At 48.4% G+C, this 19,626-nt stretch carries 18 protein-coding genes and 1 pseudogene; 5 read left to right on the top strand and 14 right to left on the bottom strand.

Translation table 11 applies throughout. From position 1 onward, the window contains the following. Nucleotides 1-2: 2 nt before the first annotated feature. From BLT35_RS27695 to BLT35_RS23555, 4 genes and pseudogenes are all read right to left on the bottom strand, one after another. Nucleotides 3-587 carry a hydantoinase/oxoprolinase family protein gene (locus BLT35_RS27695; protein ID WP_254777653.1) on the bottom strand — a complete coding sequence of 195 codons (585 nt, stop codon included), beginning with the start codon at nucleotides 585-587 and terminating at the stop codon, nucleotides 3-5. Nucleotides 588-650: 63 nt separating this feature from the next. Continuing rightward, nucleotides 651-2,129, bottom strand: a pseudogene (locus BLT35_RS26340) (hydantoinase/oxoprolinase family protein); the annotation flags it as partial. Further along, on the bottom strand, nucleotides 2,126-2,482 hold the full coding sequence (locus tag BLT35_RS23560; protein ID WP_074729911.1) for an acetone carboxylase subunit gamma: 357 nt from the start codon (nucleotides 2,480-2,482) through the stop codon (nucleotides 2,126-2,128). The pseudogene BLT35_RS26340 and the gene BLT35_RS23560, both read right to left, overlap by 4 nt. After that, on the bottom strand, nucleotides 2,479-3,906 hold the full coding sequence (locus BLT35_RS23555) for a hypothetical protein (RefSeq protein WP_074729910.1): 1,428 nt from the start codon (nucleotides 3,904-3,906) through the stop codon (nucleotides 2,479-2,481). Before BLT35_RS23555 ends, BLT35_RS23560 begins: the two co-directional genes overlap by 4 nt. A gap of 401 nt (nucleotides 3,907-4,307) precedes the next feature. Here BLT35_RS23555 and BLT35_RS23550 point away from each other — a divergent pair, with 401 nt between their 5' ends. From BLT35_RS23550 to BLT35_RS23530, 5 genes are all read left to right on the top strand, one after another. Then, on the top strand, nucleotides 4,308-4,814 hold the full coding sequence (locus BLT35_RS23550) for an RNA polymerase sigma factor (protein ID WP_256846954.1): 507 nt from the start codon (nucleotides 4,308-4,310) through the stop codon (nucleotides 4,812-4,814). A gap of 67 nt (nucleotides 4,815-4,881) precedes the next feature. Continuing rightward, nucleotides 4,882-5,805, top strand: coding sequence for an anti sigma factor C-terminal domain-containing protein (locus tag BLT35_RS23545; protein ID WP_175472048.1), 924 nt, complete (start codon nucleotides 4,882-4,884; stop codon nucleotides 5,803-5,805). Nucleotides 5,806-5,824: 19 nt separating this feature from the next. Continuing rightward, nucleotides 5,825-6,634 carry an ABC transporter permease gene (locus tag BLT35_RS23540; RefSeq protein ID WP_175472047.1) on the top strand — a complete coding sequence of 270 codons (810 nt, stop codon included), beginning with the start codon at nucleotides 5,825-5,827 and terminating at the stop codon, nucleotides 6,632-6,634. Further along, entirely contained in the window at nucleotides 6,631-8,115 is a 1,485-nt protein-coding gene (locus BLT35_RS23535) for a hypothetical protein (RefSeq protein ID WP_139170854.1), read from the top strand. The genes BLT35_RS23540 and BLT35_RS23535 overlap by 4 nt, the downstream gene beginning before the upstream one ends. Before the next feature lie 17 nt (nucleotides 8,116-8,132). Then, nucleotides 8,133-8,771 carry an ABC transporter ATP-binding protein gene (locus BLT35_RS23530; protein WP_074729906.1) on the top strand — a complete coding sequence of 213 codons (639 nt, stop codon included), beginning with the start codon at nucleotides 8,133-8,135 and terminating at the stop codon, nucleotides 8,769-8,771. A gap of 110 nt (nucleotides 8,772-8,881) precedes the next feature. On the opposite strand, the gene BLT35_RS23525 is transcribed toward BLT35_RS23530, so the two are convergent. From BLT35_RS23525 to BLT35_RS23480, 10 genes are all read right to left on the bottom strand, one after another. Beyond that, complete coding sequence (locus BLT35_RS23525; protein WP_074729905.1) at nucleotides 8,882-9,622, bottom strand: gluconate 2-dehydrogenase subunit 3 family protein; 741 nt, start codon at nucleotides 9,620-9,622, stop codon at nucleotides 8,882-8,884. Between the two features lie 19 nt (nucleotides 9,623-9,641). Continuing rightward, nucleotides 9,642-11,312 (bottom strand): GMC family oxidoreductase, encoded by a 1,671-nt coding sequence (locus BLT35_RS23520; RefSeq protein ID WP_074729904.1) that lies wholly within the window; start codon nucleotides 11,310-11,312, stop codon nucleotides 9,642-9,644. Nucleotides 11,313-11,503: 191 nt separating this feature from the next. Continuing rightward, nucleotides 11,504-12,046, bottom strand: a complete 543-nt coding sequence (locus BLT35_RS23515; protein WP_054818554.1) for a type 1 glutamine amidotransferase domain-containing protein — start codon at nucleotides 12,044-12,046, stop codon at nucleotides 11,504-11,506. An 88-nt stretch (nucleotides 12,047-12,134) separates the two neighbouring features. Then, complete coding sequence (locus BLT35_RS23510) at nucleotides 12,135-12,776, bottom strand: cysteine hydrolase family protein (RefSeq protein WP_256832146.1); 642 nt, start codon at nucleotides 12,774-12,776, stop codon at nucleotides 12,135-12,137. Nucleotides 12,777-13,228: 452 nt separating this feature from the next. After that, nucleotides 13,229-13,585 carry an enolase C-terminal domain-like protein gene (locus BLT35_RS26335; protein ID WP_249929579.1) on the bottom strand — a complete coding sequence of 119 codons (357 nt, stop codon included), beginning with the start codon at nucleotides 13,583-13,585 and terminating at the stop codon, nucleotides 13,229-13,231. Between the two features lie 143 nt (nucleotides 13,586-13,728). Further along, nucleotides 13,729-14,397, bottom strand: coding sequence for a GntR family transcriptional regulator (locus tag BLT35_RS23500; protein ID WP_054817275.1), 669 nt, complete (start codon nucleotides 14,395-14,397; stop codon nucleotides 13,729-13,731). 534 nt (nucleotides 14,398-14,931) lie between these two features. Beyond that, nucleotides 14,932-15,255, bottom strand: coding sequence for an ABC transporter permease (locus tag BLT35_RS23495; RefSeq protein WP_254777651.1), 324 nt, complete (start codon nucleotides 15,253-15,255; stop codon nucleotides 14,932-14,934). Continuing rightward, entirely contained in the window at nucleotides 15,252-16,451 is a 1,200-nt protein-coding gene (locus BLT35_RS23490; protein WP_074729902.1) for an aconitase X, read from the bottom strand. Before BLT35_RS23490 ends, BLT35_RS23495 begins: the two co-directional genes overlap by 4 nt. Next, entirely contained in the window at nucleotides 16,448-18,154 is a 1,707-nt protein-coding gene (gene ilvD / locus BLT35_RS23485; RefSeq protein ID WP_062408297.1) for a dihydroxy-acid dehydratase, read from the bottom strand. Before ilvD ends, BLT35_RS23490 begins: the two co-directional genes overlap by 4 nt. 68 nt (nucleotides 18,155-18,222) lie before the next feature. Further along, on the bottom strand, nucleotides 18,223-19,530 hold the full coding sequence (locus tag BLT35_RS23480; protein WP_217634743.1) for an FAD-dependent oxidoreductase: 1,308 nt from the start codon (nucleotides 19,528-19,530) through the stop codon (nucleotides 18,223-18,225). Nucleotides 19,531-19,626 lie beyond the last annotated feature (96 nt).

Below are 19,626 nucleotides of genomic sequence, written 5' to 3'. Positions count from 1 at the left end.
TGTCATGCCTTTTCAATGATGCCGGCTTTATGGCGGTCCAATGAAAACCGGTATCCCAGTGGGATGACATAGGTCGTATACGCACCTTCAGCAATAGCCGGACCCTCTAACAAGTTACCTGCACTTAGCAAATCAAAGGAATAGATCGGCGTCGACATCCACTGTTTTTCATAAATCCAAAAGACATCCCTTCTTCCCTTTAACGCGCGAGAAGGACCGGAAGAAGCGGGAGGAAACGTTGGCAGCTCCGCTGCTTCTCGCGGAATTGAAGCATGTAAGGTAAACGCCTCGATAATGACCCCTCCTTCGACATTAAGTGAAAACGGACTGAATCTTCGTTTGTAGGACTCAATGAATGTGGCATAAATCAGATCCGCGTCCTTCACGGATTCAATCCGAAGAAGAGGAGATACGATTCGCTTCACATGCACTTGTCCCCCGAATTTCATATCGAGCTCTAATGTGAACTCCAAATCACCTCTGTTTACTGATTTTGTGCCCAAATTTTGATATGCCAGTGCTTGAAGCTCTTTAACGGCAGCATTGAAAGCGTCAAAGTGATCCGGCCACTGCTGTCCGGGATACATAAGAAGAAACGGTTTCGATTTACTTAAGGTAAGGCTGTGCGACAATAGTGAGCTGGCAATTGCACAAAATACAGGCGAAAAAGGAAACGTTACAATTCGTTTGGGATCCAAGACTCTCGTATAGTCGCAGCAATGTGTTGGGCCTGCGCCGCCATATGCAAAAACGGTAAATTCTCTGGGGTCGAATCCGCGCATCAATGTTTCCTTTAACAATGTGTGTCCCATAAGATCGTTCGCCATGCGCCGCATTCTAGCAGCTGCATCTATGACAGATATGCCTAGAGGACGAGCGATTCGTTCGTTAATGCAGCGATAAGCGCGATCCCGGTTCAGCTTCCGTTTTCCTCCGGCGAACGTATCAGGATCCAGGTATCCCAGGATGAGGTCCGCATCCAGCAACGTCGGATCACTAGCTCCGAGATCGTACGCTGCGGGTCCCGGCACCGACCCGGCGCTTTGCGGCATCGCTTCAAGCTGACCGTTTCGTTCTAGGTTCACTTGGAAAATGGTGCCGCTGCCTGCTCCGATCGACGTCACTTCCAGCATATTGGCTCCAATGAGCCATCAATCGATGACTGGGCGCAATTCGCTCGTCATCGGCTCTCCAGCGCTAATGACGCCGACGTCAAACGTCGTTCCTCCCATATCGGTCGTAATGATGTTTTCGCCATATTTTTTCATCAGATTCGTTGCCCCGATCAGTCCTGCCGCGGGTCCGCCTTTGAATACGGAAACAGGAGCAGTGGACCATACATCGGCTAGCCCTGCATTATTTTGAACAAGGGAAATCTGTCCCCGAAAGCCATGCTTACGCAGCTCTTCGATCACACTGTACATTTGGAAGCGCATATTTTCCATCAAAAATAAATTAATTACTGCGGTCATCGTTCTTTGGTATTCTCCGCGAACCGAAGCTGACTCGCTTGAAAGGACGACAGGGAGCGCATATAAGTGGTCCGGGAACTCCTCCTTAATGAGTTCACGCACCCTCAGTTCATGGCTCGGGTTTAGAAACGACCATAAGAAAGAGACGATAAAGCCTTGCACCCCTTCCTCTACTAAGCGGCTCACCTGCTCGCGAACCATCTCTTCGTCTAACGGCCGAATGACGTTGCCACGTGAGTCCATCCTCTCCAGGATGCCGACCGAAAGCTCACGCGGAATTAATGGGGACGGTTTCCGTGCCTTCGGCAGCAGTGATTCCCGTTCGATGTCACGTACCCCATCGATCCATTGCGCTCCCATTCCGATATAGATTGCATCCTCTGCCCCGGTTGTGGTCAACAGTCCAATTTTAGGCCCTTGTCGTGCTACAAGTTGATTCAACGCGGCTGTTGATGCATATCCGATCTCTTCCGTACTGGACAATAATTCGCTAAGGTCAATGCGCAGCTCGTCTGCACATTCGCGCAGCGCCTTTACCAGCACTTCACCGATTCGATTATGCGCGCTTGGACGTTTAGAGGATACAATACCCTGCTGATGAATGACGACACAATCCGCGAAAGTGCCGCCGATGTCGATAAAGATCCGGTAGGTCATCCAACTCCCTCTTTCGTGGAAGGATTTGACTGATGTTTTCGCTTTAATTTATCTAAATCGATCTCAATGTCGTGCGTAATTGGATGCCCCGGAGGAAGCATTTCGTTCTCAAACATGACTCCGCATCCAGGGCAATAAAATTCCACAAGACGAGCCCAATCGGAATCGGGGGCAAAGGTGTACGTTTCGCCTTCGACAAGAGGGCGGAAAATCTCTTTCGGATCCCTCGCATGGATCAAACAGCCCTCTTTATAATTCATTCGTGCATCTATGAGCTCGATTCCGCAACGATTACAGCACCACATCTCCGAATTCAAGTCAATATCTATGCTTTCCGTAATTCGAATTCTCATGGCGACCTCCGAATGAGCATAGCTCTTCTGCTTGATACGGGCTTGTAGATCCAACCGGGAGCTACCAAGCATTCCGTCTCGAACCCCTCTATATAATGAAGACCTTTCACTTCTTCTAACAAGGCGACCTGAGTTCCCTGGATGCTCGGGGACGACAGCCAACCGCTGTTTGCACTCCATCGGATCGTTTTTGCAGTATAATTCTTTGCGGCATTAGGGACCAACGGCCTGCCCAGCGCCAGAGACAGATTCCTTATCCCTAACAAATCCGCAAGATGACAAGCAACCATACCGCCGATCGTGCCGGAAACCATAAGTGGTGTATCCGAGAATAATTGCCCTCCTTCAGCCATTATCTTTCTCTTTACGAAGCTCGCAAGCTCTTGAATCCATTGGGATAAGTAGCGAATAGGTCCGTTTCCTTCGCTATAAACTTGTTCCTCTTGACCAGGCAACAATCCGGCGGAAGCCAAAAGGTCGTGTACCGGCTCCTTCTTTTGGTTATGAGGAAACAAGGCACGAAGTGGCGTGCAGTCTGTAATTGAACTTGACTTGTAAGTCCCCCCTCTGCCAATGATAGCGGTTACAATTTTGTATAAATCGATATGGATAGCTATTCCCTCGCTTACGTCCTCCTCTTTCAACCATTGACGGATATTGGTGAAAAAACAATGTCTCTCATGAGCCAGCATGTCCCAAGGATAACATTGGTGGCTTGGAACCAGACGATGATCGCCCGTAAAAGTTAATAATCGGTCTGTAAATCCGTGCTCTCGCAGCAGTTGCCTAACTTCTTTCACTTGTTGCAAAAGGTTACCACGAACATACCCGCTCACGACAACAGACTCAAGCCGATCCCATTCGCTTAGCTGCTGTACACGATGTAAAGGAATTATTATAGGAATGGAACCTAACATATGCGGAGGATACAGGGTGGTGAACTTTTTCTTTAATTCTTCTTCTTGAAACTGCTGATCTAGTAATGGTGTTATACAAATGGCAACCGTTTCCGCGCCGTGATAGAGAAAACGGTTCACAGCGTCCCGAAGTGAAGCCGTTTGGTCAACGACACCCTCCGTCGGCATTACATAAAGGAACTCTTGAGGAATTTGAAGTAAAGAAAATAGTTTTAAAGCCTGTTCCTTATAATAATTTGAGGTGATCAGACCGACAGGCTGGCCTGTGAGGGAATAAACAGATTTACTAACACAATTGGTTTGAAGACGAATTTCAGGACAACCGCGTAAGAAATGAGAGGTATCGATCAAGTCTATCTCTGCAGCTTGATTTAGTACGCTTCGAATACCATGCGCCGCACCCATACGACCGATATCCGATACGGAAAGCGTACACCCACGATCATCAATCAACGCAACGGCACGATCCAAAATCTCAATTAGATAGGATGAACGGGCAGAATTCATACGTCCTCCTTCATTCCGAAATCGCGAGTTAACAATGAATTAATCATTGATTATTCCTTCATTTCGATCGGTTTCCATCATATAGATTGTGCCCGCCCGGATGTGAGTAGTATATTGTTCATTACGTTAATTTATTTTTCGTCTAATTTCCATTAATATACCATCTTACTCAACAATACGTCAATCCGTAATGACAAACTCATTTGTACCTTTAGGACAGTCACGTCTTCGCTTCCCACATTCCACAGACCTTCCCCATTTATTTAACCTCCATCCTTCCCTCTTATAGATTTATAGTTGTAAAGAAAATGCCCGTTGGAAATACTGGATAGGACATGAAATTTATTTTTTTGCTCCCCTTGTTTACATTTTAAGCTTTGATTCGTTGTAATAACGAAAGGATGAGGATGGTGGTTCAAGGATTCAATGAAGAAGTCATCAAAATGGTCATGAACAAGATATATCATTATCTTGTGAAAATCGGAGCGAACCCGGAGGATGCAAAAGACATCGTTCAAGATTCTTTTTACAAAGCAATCCTTTATATCGAAACCATTCCACCGGATAAATTTTCTTCATGGATGTTTAAAGTCGCGACGAATCAATTTTACGATCTGAGAAGGAAAACGAAAAAAATAAGCCATATCGAATTGGAAGAAAATTTAACGGCCAACCAAAAACTGATTGAGGACATGCTGCTTGCTCAAGAAGAAAAGAAAAAGATTTATGAAGTACTGCAGCAAATGAGCGATATATACAAGCACCTTCTGCTGCTCAAATATGATTTGGATTTATCGTACAAGGAAATCGCAAGTTTATTGGATATGAAAGAAGAAAAGGTGAAGACGTATTTGGCAAGAGCCAGACAGCACTTTAAAAAAAGATTTGGGAGGTACTACCATGAGTAACGAACATTACAACGATCACACTGACGCAGCGGACGAACCGTTCGATACACAGAAACTGCAAACGATCGTGAAGAAAGCGCAGCGAAAAAGCCTGCTTCGAACGGCTATAACTTCAACGGTAGTTTTTTTTGCAGCGGCCATTCTCCTGTTCATTGGGTACATTATCATTCGAAATACTTTAAATGAACAAGGCTATCATGCACTGGCAAGCAGAGAACATTTGAAAAAAATTTCAGGACCGAACACCTATATTATAAGTGCGCAATTTCAGCCACGTTTGTTTAAAGGTGAGATGGAATACATGTTAGTTAAAAAAATGGAAGACCGGATCATCCCCTGGGGTACCGTGAATATGGAATACTCCATTTTTGGAACGATGTCGAAAAGGTTCGGCAGCCATGAAGATGTACAAATCTATGAATCCAATGGTACAAGCAGGGTTTTCAACAAACAAACCGGAGAACGGGAACTGCTGTTTTATCATCCCTCTCTTCCGTATACATCGATAATTAACGATTTGACGGTACTTCCGGCTATTCCAAATGACAAATACATTGAAATCGGATTATCTTTCGATAAATCGTATGCCTTGGAGGAAGTGGAGCGCTTATTGCCGGATGAAGTTCATGTGACCTGGTATTGGGTTAATACGATGGATGCTGAAGAATTGGCAGGATTTCATGACGATCAACAACCGTTAAGAGCGGAAACCAGTTACGGGTTTGATCGTTATAGAGATGGTTTAACCGCCAATGATCCGGCACAAAAACAAACCGAAGAGGATTTTATCCGATTCGTCAAAACGGCTATAGAACAAAAGGATTATTATATTTCTGAATATCAAAGGATCTATAACGCCATAGAAAAAAACAAAAAAGACGGTTTAATTATTGGAGCCGTAGTGACAGGGACTAGAGAAAGCCTTCTTACGCTTAAAAATCAACCATTTATCAGAGCAGCCGTATTGGGCGCTACAGTAGATCAATTTTGATCTATTTTGAAAAGCAAAAATGGCTGCAGAAAGGAAAGTGAATACGTTGAAACATTTATTAGCCATCGAACTTAAAAAAAGGTTATCGATAAAGGTTGTAATGATTAGCCTGGCTTTTATATTTTTGCCGCTTCTCGTCGGTTTACCTTTAATCAACGGCGCATACGTCTTTTTTAGACCTATGGAGGTACATTCCCGGTTATTTGAGACCTCGGCCATCTCGTTATTATTTCCGGCATTGTTAGTTCCACTGCTTGCGAGCTCCTATGCCAAGGAAAAGAAAGATCATTTCCTTTCCTATGTACAGCCAAGGACTGATTTATCCGATTATGTTGTTGCAAAGGGACTTGCAAGTGCTATTGTGGCTTTTGTTGTCGCTTTCCTGATGATATTTATTCCCTTTTTATTCATTCAATATGTAGACCCGCTTTTTAATATGATCCAGTATACAACAGAATATTTCGAACTTGTTCGGGTCGGAACGTTTGAATTTTTAGCTGAAAAATCCTTTTTTCTTTATGGCGCAGTGTATTCACTATGGGTTGCCATCCATGGGGCACTTTATGTAACGATGGGTTATTTGCTTTCAATATACATTAATAACAAGTTCGTTGCTTTATCCATTCCATTTTTGTGGTGGTTTGTTGGGCACTATGTTACCGGGATATCCGGATTAGAAAAATTTTCACCGATTTATACCGTTTTTCCATTTGGAATAACTCCTCAGCCGATCTGGACAGTATTTGTTCCTTTTACAGCTTTGATTCTAGTCATCGTTATTTTGCTAACTCTGATAAAAACGAAGCAGATCGTTTGGGCTGATGAATGATGAAAGTTCAAGTGAAATTAATTTCATGGAAATGGTTGTTTGCTGCTATCCCGATTATCCTATATTCCTTAAGTGGCAGACTGTCGATGCCGCTTTTCGAGCAGGAATACAACGTTTCCGCTAACTTTTGGGATTATGTATTGATACCGGCAAGTCATCCATACTTTATCCTGTATTATTTTTTCCCACTCATTGTGTTCGTATCTACGCTTTATATCAATAATACATTTGAATACACGATGCTTATACGGTTGGGCTCATATAGGAAGTGGATTTCTAAAAAGTTATGGGAACTGCTCTTTATTAATATTTTCTTTATGGCTATACTCATTGGATCTTTGCTCATCACTTCAATAAATACGCCGTTTTCAATGAATTGGAGCGATGTTGGCACAATGAATGTAGCTGGTAATGACATTCTTTATCATTTGCAATTACATTTTGCAACACCATTTATCGCAGCATTGTTACAAATTGTTTTGTTTATGTTTACACTCATCACGATTCAGCTTATGCTGTGCATCCTTTTTACAATATATAGGAAGCAGTCCATCCTGCATATTTTGAATGTACTGCTGTTCCTATGGGGTACTATTGGCTTTAAAGTTTTGCCATCCTCCATGAAATGGTTTTCCGTTGTAAACTATTTGAGTTTATTTCACGGGGTACTTTCTTTTCATAGTATAATCGCGCCTTTTGGGATCATCGCCTTAACTCTGCTGATGTTAGTCTTTATTGCCAACAAGATCGATTTAAATCACAGCAGCATAAAACAATATGCAATAAAAAAATCGCCAATATTCATTTATGGATTACTCTGCTTAATGGGGATATGGTTGAATACAGGCAAATACGCAAATGAGGGTTTGTCCATTTGGGACATTTTTATAGGCACATTTATGGGAACGACCAATGAAAGGTTTAGCCTTCTCTCCTTTACTTATTACGTAGTCGTTTTCTTAGGGGCGGTTTATCTTGTTCAATTGTTATTGCAGCAGCATCTATCGGAAATGAGTTTTTATACCATGATAAGATATCACTTTATGAACAAGTGGTTTTTAAGTTGGTTCCCCAAAATATTAAAATCAATCATCCTATTATTGCTGGCACTGCTTGCTGTAACCATGTTCATAGGGATGCTAAAAGGATATTCTCTTACCGTTCCGGAGAATGTATACCAAATTCTGTATCATTTTATGGTTAACGGGTTTTTGCAGCTGCTTTTTTATGTGCTTTTAGTCATCCTCATCTCTTTTGTTACAAAAGATGTCTTAAAAAGCTTTATTACTATGTTAGTGCTGACGATTTTTATGCTGCCGGGCTTTCGAATCCACAATATCATTCCGATGGGGTTAAATAGCATGGGTTATCTCCTTGAAAGCTCTTCAATCTATTTAACGTCAGCTCAGTTAGCAGCTTTTGTTGCGGCTGAAATCTTCATTTTATTATTTCTGTTAAACAAGAAAGACTATACCCTATAAAAAGAAAGGTGAAAGTGATGAATGGAATAGAATTAAGAAATGTAAGCAAATCATTCAAGGGATTATCTTTATTTGAGAATGTATCCGTGTCTTTTGAAAAAGGAAAAATATATGGAATTGTGGGCCACAATGGTTCCGGGAAATCTGTGCTTTTTAAAATGATGTGCGGTTTTGTTTTCCCCGACCAGGGAAGTGTTTTGGTCAATGGAATAGAGCTTGGGAAAAATAAAAGGTTTCCTGAGAACTTTGGAATCCTCATTGATAAGCCTGGATACTTAGGTGATAAAACCGGGTTTGAAAACCTGAAGTATCTGGCTGCTATACAAAATAAAATATCTGATGAGAAGATCAAAGAAACGTTGGAAATGGTAGGACTTCAATACACTCTAAAACAAAAGGTTAAACATTATTCCCTTGGAATGAAGCAAAAATTAGCTATTGCACAGGCGATCATGGAAGACCAGGATGTCTTGCTTCTGGATGAACCATTTAACGGGTTAGACGTGGATAGTGTAGAAAATATTAGGAATCTGCTAAAAAGTTTAAATCAAGAAGGGAAAACCATTATCTTAACCAGCCATCATAACGAAGATATAGAGCTTCTTTGTGAGCATGTGTTTAGAGTGAGAAATTGTACTTTAGAACAACTGAAATAGAGGAAGCCACTCTTCTCCCGAGTGGCTTCTCATTTCCCGGCTCGCTGCCATACCCGCGCAACGGCCACTCTAGTGCCACCCCATCTGAAAGGCTGTTTCAACAGGAAGCTTCATTGCTGCTCTCCTTGCTTTTCTTCTTCGCCTTTTGCTGAATTCTCCCTCTCTTTCAGGTAAGGGATCAGATCGGCCCAGTCGTAATCTTCGACGTAGTACTCCTGGACGCTGTACTTGCAGGTGTTGGTGTCGGACAAGGATTTAGGGCCTGGGAACCCGATGACCTTCCAGTTGACATGATCCTTGTTGCCCCCGTAGACCGGGTCGCAATAAAACCCCTGCCGGGTGTGGAGCACCAAAGCACTGAAGAAGTCCATGCCCTCGTCGAACGAGCCCTGAAGAAAGGTACTGTGGTCCCCTTCCGTAGTGAGGGAAATGGGCTGCGGCTGCGGCCTCCCTGAAAGGGCCACCAGAACCTCATCCTGCCGGTCGTCGCTCAAGTCCTTGAAAGCGGCGCCGAACTTCTCGCGGGAGATTTCGTCCAGTTTCCGGATCCCCTGACGGTAGTTCTCCTGCATTTCGGCGATACGCTCCCGCCAGGCATCGGCCTCTTTGCCCTCCAGCATCAGAAATCCGCTTCCGTCGGCAGCTGCATAGATGTAGTCAATGCCCGAAAGGTAATGGTCGATGAAGCGGACCACGCCAGCCTCCCGAGCGCCGGGGTCGTGGTCAGTTGGAATGATCCGGGCAGTCGCGGCTTCGATCGTCTCCCACTCATGCTGCTCGAAGAACAAAGGCTTGTTGGATTCGTGATCCACTGGAGACCCCATGACGGGCCAATCTGCTTTGCTTGTCATGAAACCTACCTCCTCTATGTTATAACCCGGCGGCTTGCCGTTTCTGGCGGCCTTTGGCATGGATTTCGGCGATATACTCGGAGCACCGCCAGGCGTTAGCCATCATCGTGAGCGTCGGATTAACCCCCAGGGACGTTGGGAAGCTGCTCCCGTCCAGGATGTAGAGGTTCTCGACATCGTGGGCTTGGCACCACTTGTTGAGCACGCTCTTGGAGGGATCATTGCCCATCCGCGCGGTACCATGCTGGTGGCAAGTGTTGCCGGTCAACGAGTTTTCGGGAATGACTTTGATGGTTTTCGACGCCCCTGCAGCTTCAAGGATCTCCGCGTTTTTGTTGATCATCCATTTTGCCATGCGAATATCGTTCGAGTGCGGTTTGTACGTAATCCGCGCAACCGGCATTCCCCAAGCATCCTTGACCTCGGGGTCCAGGTCCACTCGGTTGGACTCTTGAGGCAGATCCTGAAGGATAATCCCGATCTTCATGGAGTAGTTGTAGAAGTCGCGGTCCGCATCCTTCATGGCCATCCCCCACTCCGGCCTGCCCGGGAAAACCCAGTTGATCGGGTGTCCTACTTGCGACGCAGCGAGGATACAACCGCCGATGTGCCCTCTCTTCTCATCGGTCTCGTAGAACTGCATCGATCCTCCGCTGATGTAGTGACCGGCAAACCCGTAAAGAGGATCGTGCACTTCTTTGTCGAAGAGGCCGGTCGCGAACGCGTATTCGTGGAAGGTGGCGTTCTTTCCGACCAGTCCGCTGCTGTTCGCCAAGCCGTCCGGAAACAGGTTGGACTTGGACAGCAGCAGCAGCCGTGCCGATTCTATGGCACCAGGGCACAAAACTACGATACCGGCCTCCTGTTCGACCTCGCGCCCTTCCGAATCGAAGTAGATTACCCCTTTGGCACGACCGTCTTTATGCAGGGTGATTTCACGGATGTAGCATCCGGTTCGCAGATCGCACCGTCCCGTCGCCAGGGCTTCGGGGATAAAGGTAGTCAATGTGCTCGACCGAGTGGTTCCCGGGTCGCCGTACTGATTCCAGAATCCCGTCCAGTTCGTCGGAGTCCTCCCCTTATGGGGTTTCGTGATGATGGCATGTGGAATCGGGAACGCATTGATCCCGAGCTTCTTGCTCCCCTCGTAGAATTTCTTCCCAAACCTCGTCGGTGGCAGCGGCGGGGTAGGATATCCTTTGCTCCGGCGCGGTTCATACTTGTTTGCTTCAGCAAGGCCGGAGATACCGAACTCCCACTCGACCTTGGTGAGGTAGGGCTCGAGATCATCATAGGTGATCGGCCAATCCGCAAGGCTGGCGCCTTCAATATCGCCATGCAAAGTGTGCATTTTAAAGTCGCATTCCAACGGACGCGGGACCCATCCGGCCCAATGCACCGTACCACCGCCGACCATCTGCGGCGTAGGGGAAAACTGGAACCGTTTCGCTTTCGTGTGTTCATCCGGCCGCACGGTCCTCGGGCTGATCTTCGGATCCGGCCAAAGGTAGTTCCGGTTAACATACTTAAGTTCGTCACCCGAGAAGTTCTCCGGCTTCATCCGGGGACCTTTCTCCAACACCACGACTTTCAAGCCTGCTTCTGCCAGAACCTTAGCGGTCGTGGCGCCGGTTGCACCTGCCCCCACGATACACACGTCGACCGGTTCGGGCTTCTTTACATACGTCATATCCTATCTTCCCCTTTGCAGACGAATTCGTTCCCGCGAAAGGGATGGTTCTCGCTGCGCCCCCATCGATTTCGCGGGTGATGGTGATCATTCAACTGTTTCACAGCTGCGCCCACTGCCTCGGACGGATGGCGGTACCAGTCCTCGTCCATCGGTTCATCGCAGCCACGTGCGCCGTCCTGCGTGCCAGCTTAGAAGCTGCTGCTCACCGACGCCCGTTCCAGGTACTTGACGATTTCCCGGGCGAAGGCCGGCAGGTCCTCAGGCGTTCGGGACGTAATCACGTTCCCGTCGCATACGACCTCTGCATCTACCCACTCGCCCCCGGCGTTGACCACGTCGTCGCGAATCGGCAGATAGCCCGTCACCCGCCGCCCGCGCACCGCACCCGCCGACGCGAGCATCCATCCGCCATGGCAGATCGCCGCCGTCAGCTTCCCGGACTCGTACGCCTTGCGGACGAGATTCACCATCGGCCGGGAGAGCCGCATGTGATCCGGGGCGAACCCGCCGGGAATCACCACCGCATCGAACTCATCCGCCTTGACCTCATCCGCGGACCGGTCCGCTGTGATTGGATAGCCGAGCTTGCTGTGATAAGTAGATTTCCTGCCCGATCCGACGATGACGACCGTCGCACCCTCCTCTTGCAGCCGGAGTACCGGATACCAAGCCTCCAGCTCCTGGTAATCATCCTCGATCAGCAGCGCAACGCGCCTGCCGTTTAACCTCATAGCTTTCGCTCCCTTCCATTCACTTTCATTATCAATTCATCTAGCACGCACCCAAGCAGGCTGTTGCCGTTCCCCGTCCGGGTGAGCATTACGCTCTCTGGTATTTGCCGGGCTTCTTGGCAGCTTCCAGCCTTTCGAAGAGCTCCCCGCTTGTGATTACGTCGCCGTAGTTCATTTGGATATTCCGCAGCGCTTCCCAGTGCTGCCCGTACCCCAGAGGCACATCGTGCGTATGGGGACTAGGGACCGCGGTCGTGCAGTCTGCCAGCACGATAACCTTGTAAGTTCTGTTCCATGCGTCGATCGTGGTGGCGTGGACGCAGTTCGCCGAGGTGATCCCGGCGATCACCAGAAACTCCGTTCCCAGCTCCCGCAGGTATTCTTCAAGCTGCGTGCCCACGAAGACGCTGAAGCGGCTTCTCCGCAAGACCGGTTCGCCTTCCCGGGGTTCCAGCTCGCCTGCAAAATGGTCTGTCTGAGGGTTCCCCCAGCTTGCGGCCGACTCCGGCGTGCCCGGATTCAAGGCCGGCCATTTCAAAGCGCAGATGCCCTTATCCAGACCCTCAGGACTCAGGCCCCACTGAGACCAGATGACCGGACTGCCTTCTTCACGGAACCGCTTGACGACCCGCTCGACCGGTTCGACCGTGTCCTTTCCGCTCGGGGCGCCCCCCACGCTGGGAATGGCCAGCGCACCATCGGGATCGGTGCATACGGGCTGCATATCCATTACGAGCAACGTCGCGCGCTTCGGATCGATCTCCGGCGCAACCATAACACTTCTGTCAATGACCTTATCAATATTTTCCAGCGTGAATTTCAAAGACGACATGCGAATTCCTCCTCCTGAATTTTAGAAATTTAGAGTTGAGTTCGAGCCTTACTTCCCGTTATGGACGTGGTCATTCCTTGCGGTTACATGACTTCCACCTCCTTAAAATGCTCTACGGTTTCACATTCTTCCGCATCGGGACGATGCTCTACAGCCGCTTTGCGGACCGCCGACGGACGGCGAGCCAGGATGCCTTGATCAGGGCTTCATCGCCGTTTGCTTGTTCTCACCGTCAGACATGGTTCACATGAACAAAGAAAGCGCTTTATACACCCCAAGAATCCGCTTTCAAAAAATAGTTTGGATTGTAAGCCCTTTCATTTCAGGGTGACAACGATTTGATACCACATTTAAATTGACTTCAATTCCCAGTCCGGGATTATGGGGAACCGGCAGTTTTCCTTTTTGCAAGTGATCGGTGTTGTTAAAAGTTCATCTCGGAGAGGATTAGGGTTTCGATCGTACTCGACGATCGGTTCATTTTGCAGCGGAACGGGATGTGCCGTATGCGGACTTGGCGGGATCGATGCCAATACATGAAGCGCCGCTGCCAGGGCGATTCCCGACCCCCATACATGGGGGATGACCGTTACGCCGAAGCTGGAGGCCAGTGCCTGTATTTTCATCCATTCGGAAAAACCTCCGGAAACGCAAATATCCGGTTGGGCTATATCTACACCAGTAAACTCGCACTCACCTCCCGCAATGGCAATGCTTGTTGAAGATCTGACCTCGCGGTAACCCGCTCGGTCCTCGACACCACAGGTACGGGAGGACCATATCCCTCCCCCACCTCACGAGCCCATCGTCCGTTTCCACTTTTACGATACAGAGTTGGGGGCATTCCATTTCATATGGTTTTAATATTATTTTTCACTGCAAATAGGATGGATTCTTTGGTTCCTCTCACATGTTTTCTCATTCTGCGCTCCGCAAGCTCACCATCTCTGGCTTGAATAGCCTCAAATATTTCCCAATGTTCCTTATTGGATAATTCCAATCTTCCGGGAATATGGTTGGAAAAATAATGAAATCTCTGAATTTGGTTTTTAAAATCGGAAACGATCGTCAAAACCTTCTGGTTGCCCGCCACGTCAAGGACAATCTCATGCAATTGGTTTCCCAACTCAAATGACTGCTCCTTGTTTCCGCTTTCAAGTTCTTGATCGGCCTTTTCCAGCGTCTCTTGCAACAAGGCTATCTTTTGTTCATTGATCACACTTGCCGCAATTCTGGCGCTAATCCCTTCAAGCGCTTCTCTTACAGTAAAAATTTCCTCAAGATCTTTTACCGTTATTTCTTTAACCAAGGCCCCTCTTCTTGGAAAAAACTCGACCAAACCATCCTGGACCAGATGCCTGATCGCTTCCCTGATGGGCGTCCTGCTCACCTGATATTCCTTGGCCAGTTTTTCCTCGACCAAGGGTGTATTCGAAGGCAAATCGCCTTCCACAATCTTTTTCTTTAATGTTTCATAGACCACACTAAACCTCGAATTGCCCTGATCTTTGTTAGCCATTGCTTCTCTCTTCACTTTACACACTCCATTTGAATTTCAACTCATGTATACAATTATGTTCTAAATTCTTCATTTTAACCAATGTTGACGAAATATCATTCGATCCATTTTCAAATTGTATACTGTAATATCTGTTTTAATGACATTAATTATATATAATTGTATACAATATCGCTTGACGATTTCAATTTAACACACCTTTCCAAAATAATCAACAACTTTTTCTAAAAGCGGATTATGCAAACACTAAGGACAAAAAGATATCCTTAATCTGAAAAAGCCGCGCAGCGCGCGGATCTTAATGTATTTATGTTGTTTGTCCCCGACATCATACAAGTCCAATGACACAAACAATGATGTCTCAACAATCCCCCCCTTTGATGTTCTTGCCACAAAAATTCCCGCAAAGGTCATTGAACAAAAATGGGAGACCGGTTTTCCCTGTCTCCCGTTTTTTTCCTTTTCAAATACTAGTCCAGACGATCGGTTTTCATCGGAAACCTTCCCCAATGACATGTTATCCTTTACAGGAGGTTATTTCCAAGGCAGCAGTTTGCGCTCCAACCGTTCTAACGATCGGTTAAACACCAGGCCAAGCAGGGAAAGAAGCAAGACTCCGACCATCAAATTCGTCGTCATCATCAGATTGCCATAATGCAGAATCATCGAACCTATCCCTTTATCCGCCGCGATCATTTCCGCTGCAACGAGCAACAGGAGGGAATTTCCCGCAGCCAGCTTTAACCCTGCAAAAATGGTGGGCAATGACGCAGGCAGAGTGACCTTGCGGATGACACTTAAATGATTTGAACCGAATGTTACCGCCGCTTTGATTAGTATTGGGTCAACGTTTTTCACGCCGGCAAATAGTGTGCCTGCTTGGCTGAATCCGTGGCAACCACCTTTGTTCCCTTGGGCAGCAGTTGCCCTACAGCCGGACAAGAATCGCTCATCAAGACCCCTCCGGCGTCGCTTATGATTTTGGTATACCCGTTTCGGTCGGCCAACTGCTTAATGGATCTCGGCGTGAAAATCCATAGCATCGTATCGCGGTTTACGCGTTTGCCATTCAACAGCTTGCAGATTTCCCAAATTTGTTCAATCGACGCGTGTGGACAGCCAAGCATAATAAAATCTACTTCTTTATCCTTTGCCGAGTGATTTAAATGTTCGTATGCTTTTTGCCTTTCCGCCTTCCCAAACTTGAAGCTGAACTTTGGCTTCTTTTTTCCGAAAGCCTCCTCCAGCGAATTGGCTTCTGCCGTTATTCCGGGGATGTGGAACAGCTCGACTCCGCCCGATGATGCGGCCGACGCCCCGAAATGCTTGATCCGGTAAAGATTCGGTACATGCCGGACACCGCTTAAGACCGGAATCCGTTCCCCCACCACCTCGCCAATGTAGTAACCCAGGAGTCCCCAATCCATCATGCTTTGGACATCCCATTCGACTTCCACCAAATCCGTACCCAGGCGATTTTCGTCAAGATGATAGCCCCAATACGGGATCTTTCCGGTTAGCATGGCGGCTCCGGTGCTTTCTCGTCCTTCCACATTGGAGCGAGCCCCCAGCACCGAGTTAATGTACACAACCGCGGAGGATTCCATCCATGCGCAATGCTCGCCCTTAACCGGCACATTCCCAACCTGATATGGCGTACAGGTACTCATCAGTTGTACGCCGATCCCGGCGCTAAAGGCCTCATTTTTTTGACTTAACTCGTAACGATCTTGGGAAATCCCCTGGATTTCCCAGAGATCCTGATCAAAAGACTGAATAAGCTGGCAGGTGTGGGCCTTGACCATAGGAATTTCGACGACCTCTGAACTATCCAGGTTGAACTCGGAGAATACCGCATCAAAGCCTCCTGCTTTGGCCGCAAATTCCCGCATAAAGGGATTTGTCGCCACTACCGTACCGCACACGTTGTTGGTGTCGACCAGCCTCTCCGCTCCCAAAGCGTTCCCGTAACGGACGAGTAAGTCCATCGCCTTCTGTTTGGCCGAGCCTTCCTTGCCATCAAGCATTGCTTTTTCGTCATCGGTCAGTTTCATTTTATGGCCTCCATTCTATGATCTGCGAGAATGCCGCCACTCTGGGGCAATGGCTGGACCAAGCGCCGATAGATTGCAAGCCATCCGCGTTCGTCCGTCACGGGTTTGTTCTCCAGGCGCGAACGCCTCACCGCAAGCTCACTTTCCGGCACATCGAGATTGACGAATCGCTTTTCCACATCGATCGAGATCATATCTCCATTTTCCACAAGCGACATTGGCCCGCCATCGGCCGCCTCAGGGGAAACTTCGGCAACCACGATTCCCTTGTTGGACAATCCCGATTGCTGTCCGTCATGCACTAGCGCCACCTGTTCTCCTAACCCCTTTCCATCAAGAGCGAAGACCAGGGCGGTGACCACTCCCATCCCAGGAGTACCTTTGGGGCCGAGCCCTCTGAGTACGACCACTTGACCCGGTTTGACCTCGTCTTTGTTCACGGCGTCGACAGCTTCCTGAGTTGAATTGAACACGATCGCCGGACCGGTAAACTGAAGTTTTCGATCATCGGCAACCGCGAGCTTGACGATTCCGGTGTCCGGCGAGAGAGATCCCCGTACAAGTACAATAGAGGGCCTTTCGGCGAGCGCTCTATCCACCGGACGGATAATTTCCTCGTTGGCCACCACTGCATTACGGAGGTTTTCTTCCACGGTTTGGCCCGTTACCGTCATTGCGTTTTTGCAAAGAAACCGTTCAAGCTGCTTCATTACCGCTCTTGCGCCGCCGGAAGCCTCAAACTCCTCGATCGTATGCTCACCGTTGGGGCGGATGGCGCTCAGAAGCGGAATGTTATCGGCATATTGTTCGAACAAACGGTAAACATCCACTTCGCACTGAGCTTCTTTGGCCAATGCCTGAAGATGCTTTACCGAATTGATCGAACCGCTCACCGACAGCACCACCATCACAGCATTCGCAAAGGCTTCCGGTGTGAGGATATCGCGGGGCTTCAAGTCGTCGTCCCATACCATTTGCACAATTCTTTCGCCAGCTTGCCGCACCGTGTTCCACATCTTCGGACTATTGGCTAATACAGGTGTGCTTCCGGGGAGAGCCATCCCTAGAGCCTCGCAAACGATATGCATGGTATTTGCAGTTCCCATTCCTGCACATACTCCAGGTCCAAGAATGGCGTTCTCACTCATCTCGTTCAGCTCCGATACTGTTATCTGATTTCGTCCGGTTTCCCGATGTACGGCATTTATCCAAAGATCCTCAATATCCATATGTTCGCCCCGATATCGTCCGCTCGGCTGATAACCGCAAGCGACTACGATGGTTGGAATGTTAAGCCGTCCTGCCGCCATCAACTGCCCCGGCACCGTTTTGTCGCATGACACCAGGCAAACCATGCCGTCCAACATCGCCCCTTCCACTGCGACCTCTATGTCGTTTACGATTAAATCCCGGGCAGAAAGAATATAACCGCCTCTGTGGCCCGCGCTAGTGACGAAATCGACGGGCGCCGCCGTGCGTACCTCAAACGGGACTCCGCCAGCGGAGCGGATGGCTTCTTTCATCTTCGCAGCAATACCGTCAAGATGGGCAAAGCAGGCCGCCAGATCGGAAGAGGAGTTCACAATTGCAATCTTCGGCTTTTCCATGTCCTCCTCTGTGACACCGAGCACTCCCCATTCTGCCCGCCTTAATGCCCATCTTGCACTTCCAGGCTCAAAAGTACTCCTCAGCTTCTTTTTCATAGGATAGCTTCCCCTTTGCTTACTATATTAAGAAAATGGCTCAGCCCCATTGGTTCTGCTGCGCTTATTCAATCGGTTCGTATCACGTTATCCTTTACCCGCTCTTGCAAAGCAGCGTTGTCGATTTGATGCACGCTGCCTGTGCCCGCAAGGTCTAGCGCGTGTGCCGCTGCAGCACCCATTGCAATACAAGGTCCCATTACCCGAACGCTGGATAAAGCGGCAAGATCCCCGTCGATGCAGCGGCCAACCGCGACCAGATTGTCAACGTCGGGTGGTGTCAGACTCCCCATTGGCACGTAATGAACATGGTCCTCAGAAAATGCCTCCCAAGCGTAGCCTTCCAGCCGGTCATGAAGCTCAAGAGCCCATCCCGTTCGTGCAATGGCATCCGGGAAACGCCTGCCTGTGCGCACATCGTCGATCGTGAGCTGCTGCCTCCCGACGATCCAGCGCGTTTGGCGAATCCCGGGAAGCCCGTAACTGCGCACGCGGGCATTGCCGAAAGCTTCAGGAAATTCACGCTTTAAAAATTGCACGGTTTTATCAGCCTGAGCCTTTCCTTCGATAGCTTTCGCAGCTGCCGCCACAGGTTCCAACGGTGTCTCCACATGTGTCATGTTCACAAGCGCCGTACCGCGTCCCGGGAAGGCAAAGGCGAAACCATCCCTGCGTACAAGCCCGTAATCCCCGGCCCGTTCCTTAAGCCGTCTTGAAATTTCTTCTCTTTCCGGATACTTTTCTTCGTTGATTCCTTCAACGACCACCATATGGGAACCGTAAACCGTACCCTTCTCCGGCTCACGGCATGGAAGTCCCGCATGCCAAGCCAGAGCCGCATCCCCCGTCGCATCAACGAAAGCGTTTGCAGCCAGGCGTACGTCACCATAACGTGTGGCAAGATCAATATAACGTATGCGTCTGTCTTCATTGCTCACTCCCCGTAAGACGGCGCCAAGAATCAATGTGATTCCCGCAGAATATACTGCATTTTCAATCCAACGGGACAAGGCTACCTCATCATACACGACTGTTGTCCAAAATCCGTTTTTGCGATAATGCAGCGCCCCCGCGGTGCCCAGATCACGGAGAATGTCGTCGGCGATGCCATGGGTCAATTGGTAGCCGTCGCGGCCGTTGGCAAACAGACCGCAAAAGGCACCGATGATCGAGTTTACCGCTTGGCCCCCCAGAGCAGGCAAGCTGTCAATCAAGGCAACGTGGTGTCCCAGACGTGCTGCCTCCAGAGCAGCTGAAACGCCGGCGATACCTGCTCCCACGATACAGGTATCCGCTTTCAATTCCCGCAAAGAACTTCCGGTACCTTTTCGAATCACGCGTGTATCCGTTCTAAATTCCGAATGATTCACCATCATCACTCCTCGTATAGTATGTTTAGAATCTTCTTTTTGAAGAATTTCCAGTTAATCTGCAGTGAAACTATGGTGGACGTAGCCGACCCGCACCGCAGC

The sequence above is a fragment of the Paenibacillus naphthalenovorans genome, assembly GCF_900099895.1.
Classification (GTDB): Bacteria; Bacillota; Bacilli; order Paenibacillales; family NBRC-103111; genus Paenibacillus_G; species Paenibacillus_G naphthalenovorans.
This window is presented reverse-complemented; position numbering and strand designations above follow the sequence as displayed.

Excerpts from the sequence above, each read along its gene's own strand:
- BLT35_RS27695 (WP_254777653.1), bottom strand. The coding sequence starts at position 587 with ATGTATCCCGGACAGCAGTGGCCGGATCACTTTGACGCTTTCAATGCT.
- BLT35_RS23560 (WP_074729911.1), bottom strand. The coding sequence starts at position 2,482 with ATGAGAATTCGAATTACGGAAAGCATAGATATTGACTTGAATTCGGAG.
- BLT35_RS23555 (WP_074729910.1), bottom strand. The coding sequence starts at position 3,906 with ATGAATTCTGCCCGTTCATCCTATCTAATTGAGATTTTGGATCGTGCC.
- BLT35_RS23550 (WP_256846954.1), top strand. The coding sequence starts at position 4,308 with ATGAGGATGGTGGTTCAAGGATTCAATGAAGAAGTCATCAAAATGGTC.
- BLT35_RS23540 (WP_175472047.1), top strand. The coding sequence starts at position 5,825 with ATGGCTGCAGAAAGGAAAGTGAATACGTTGAAACATTTATTAGCCATC.
- BLT35_RS23535 (WP_139170854.1), top strand. The coding sequence starts at position 6,631 with ATGATGAAAGTTCAAGTGAAATTAATTTCATGGAAATGGTTGTTTGCT.
- BLT35_RS23530 (WP_074729906.1), top strand. The coding sequence starts at position 8,133 with ATGAATGGAATAGAATTAAGAAATGTAAGCAAATCATTCAAGGGATTA.
- BLT35_RS23525 (WP_074729905.1), bottom strand. The coding sequence starts at position 9,622 with ATGACAAGCAAAGCAGATTGGCCCGTCATGGGGTCTCCAGTGGATCAC.
- BLT35_RS23520 (WP_074729904.1), bottom strand. The coding sequence starts at position 11,312 with ATGACGTATGTAAAGAAGCCCGAACCGGTCGACGTGTGTATCGTGGGG.
- BLT35_RS23515 (WP_054818554.1), bottom strand. The coding sequence starts at position 12,046 with ATGAGGTTAAACGGCAGGCGCGTTGCGCTGCTGATCGAGGATGATTAC.
- BLT35_RS23510 (WP_256832146.1), bottom strand. The coding sequence starts at position 12,776 with ATGGATATGCAGCCCGTATGCACCGATCCCGATGGTGCGCTGGCCATT.
- BLT35_RS23500 (WP_054817275.1), bottom strand. The coding sequence starts at position 14,397 with ATGGCTAACAAAGATCAGGGCAATTCGAGGTTTAGTGTGGTCTATGAA.
- BLT35_RS23490 (WP_074729902.1), bottom strand. The coding sequence starts at position 16,451 with ATGAAACTGACCGATGACGAAAAAGCAATGCTTGATGGCAAGGAAGGC.
- ilvD (WP_062408297.1), bottom strand. The coding sequence starts at position 18,154 with ATGAAAAAGAAGCTGAGGAGTACTTTTGAGCCTGGAAGTGCAAGATGG.
- BLT35_RS23480 (WP_217634743.1), bottom strand. The coding sequence starts at position 19,530 with ATGATGGTGAATCATTCGGAATTTAGAACGGATACACGCGTGATTCGA.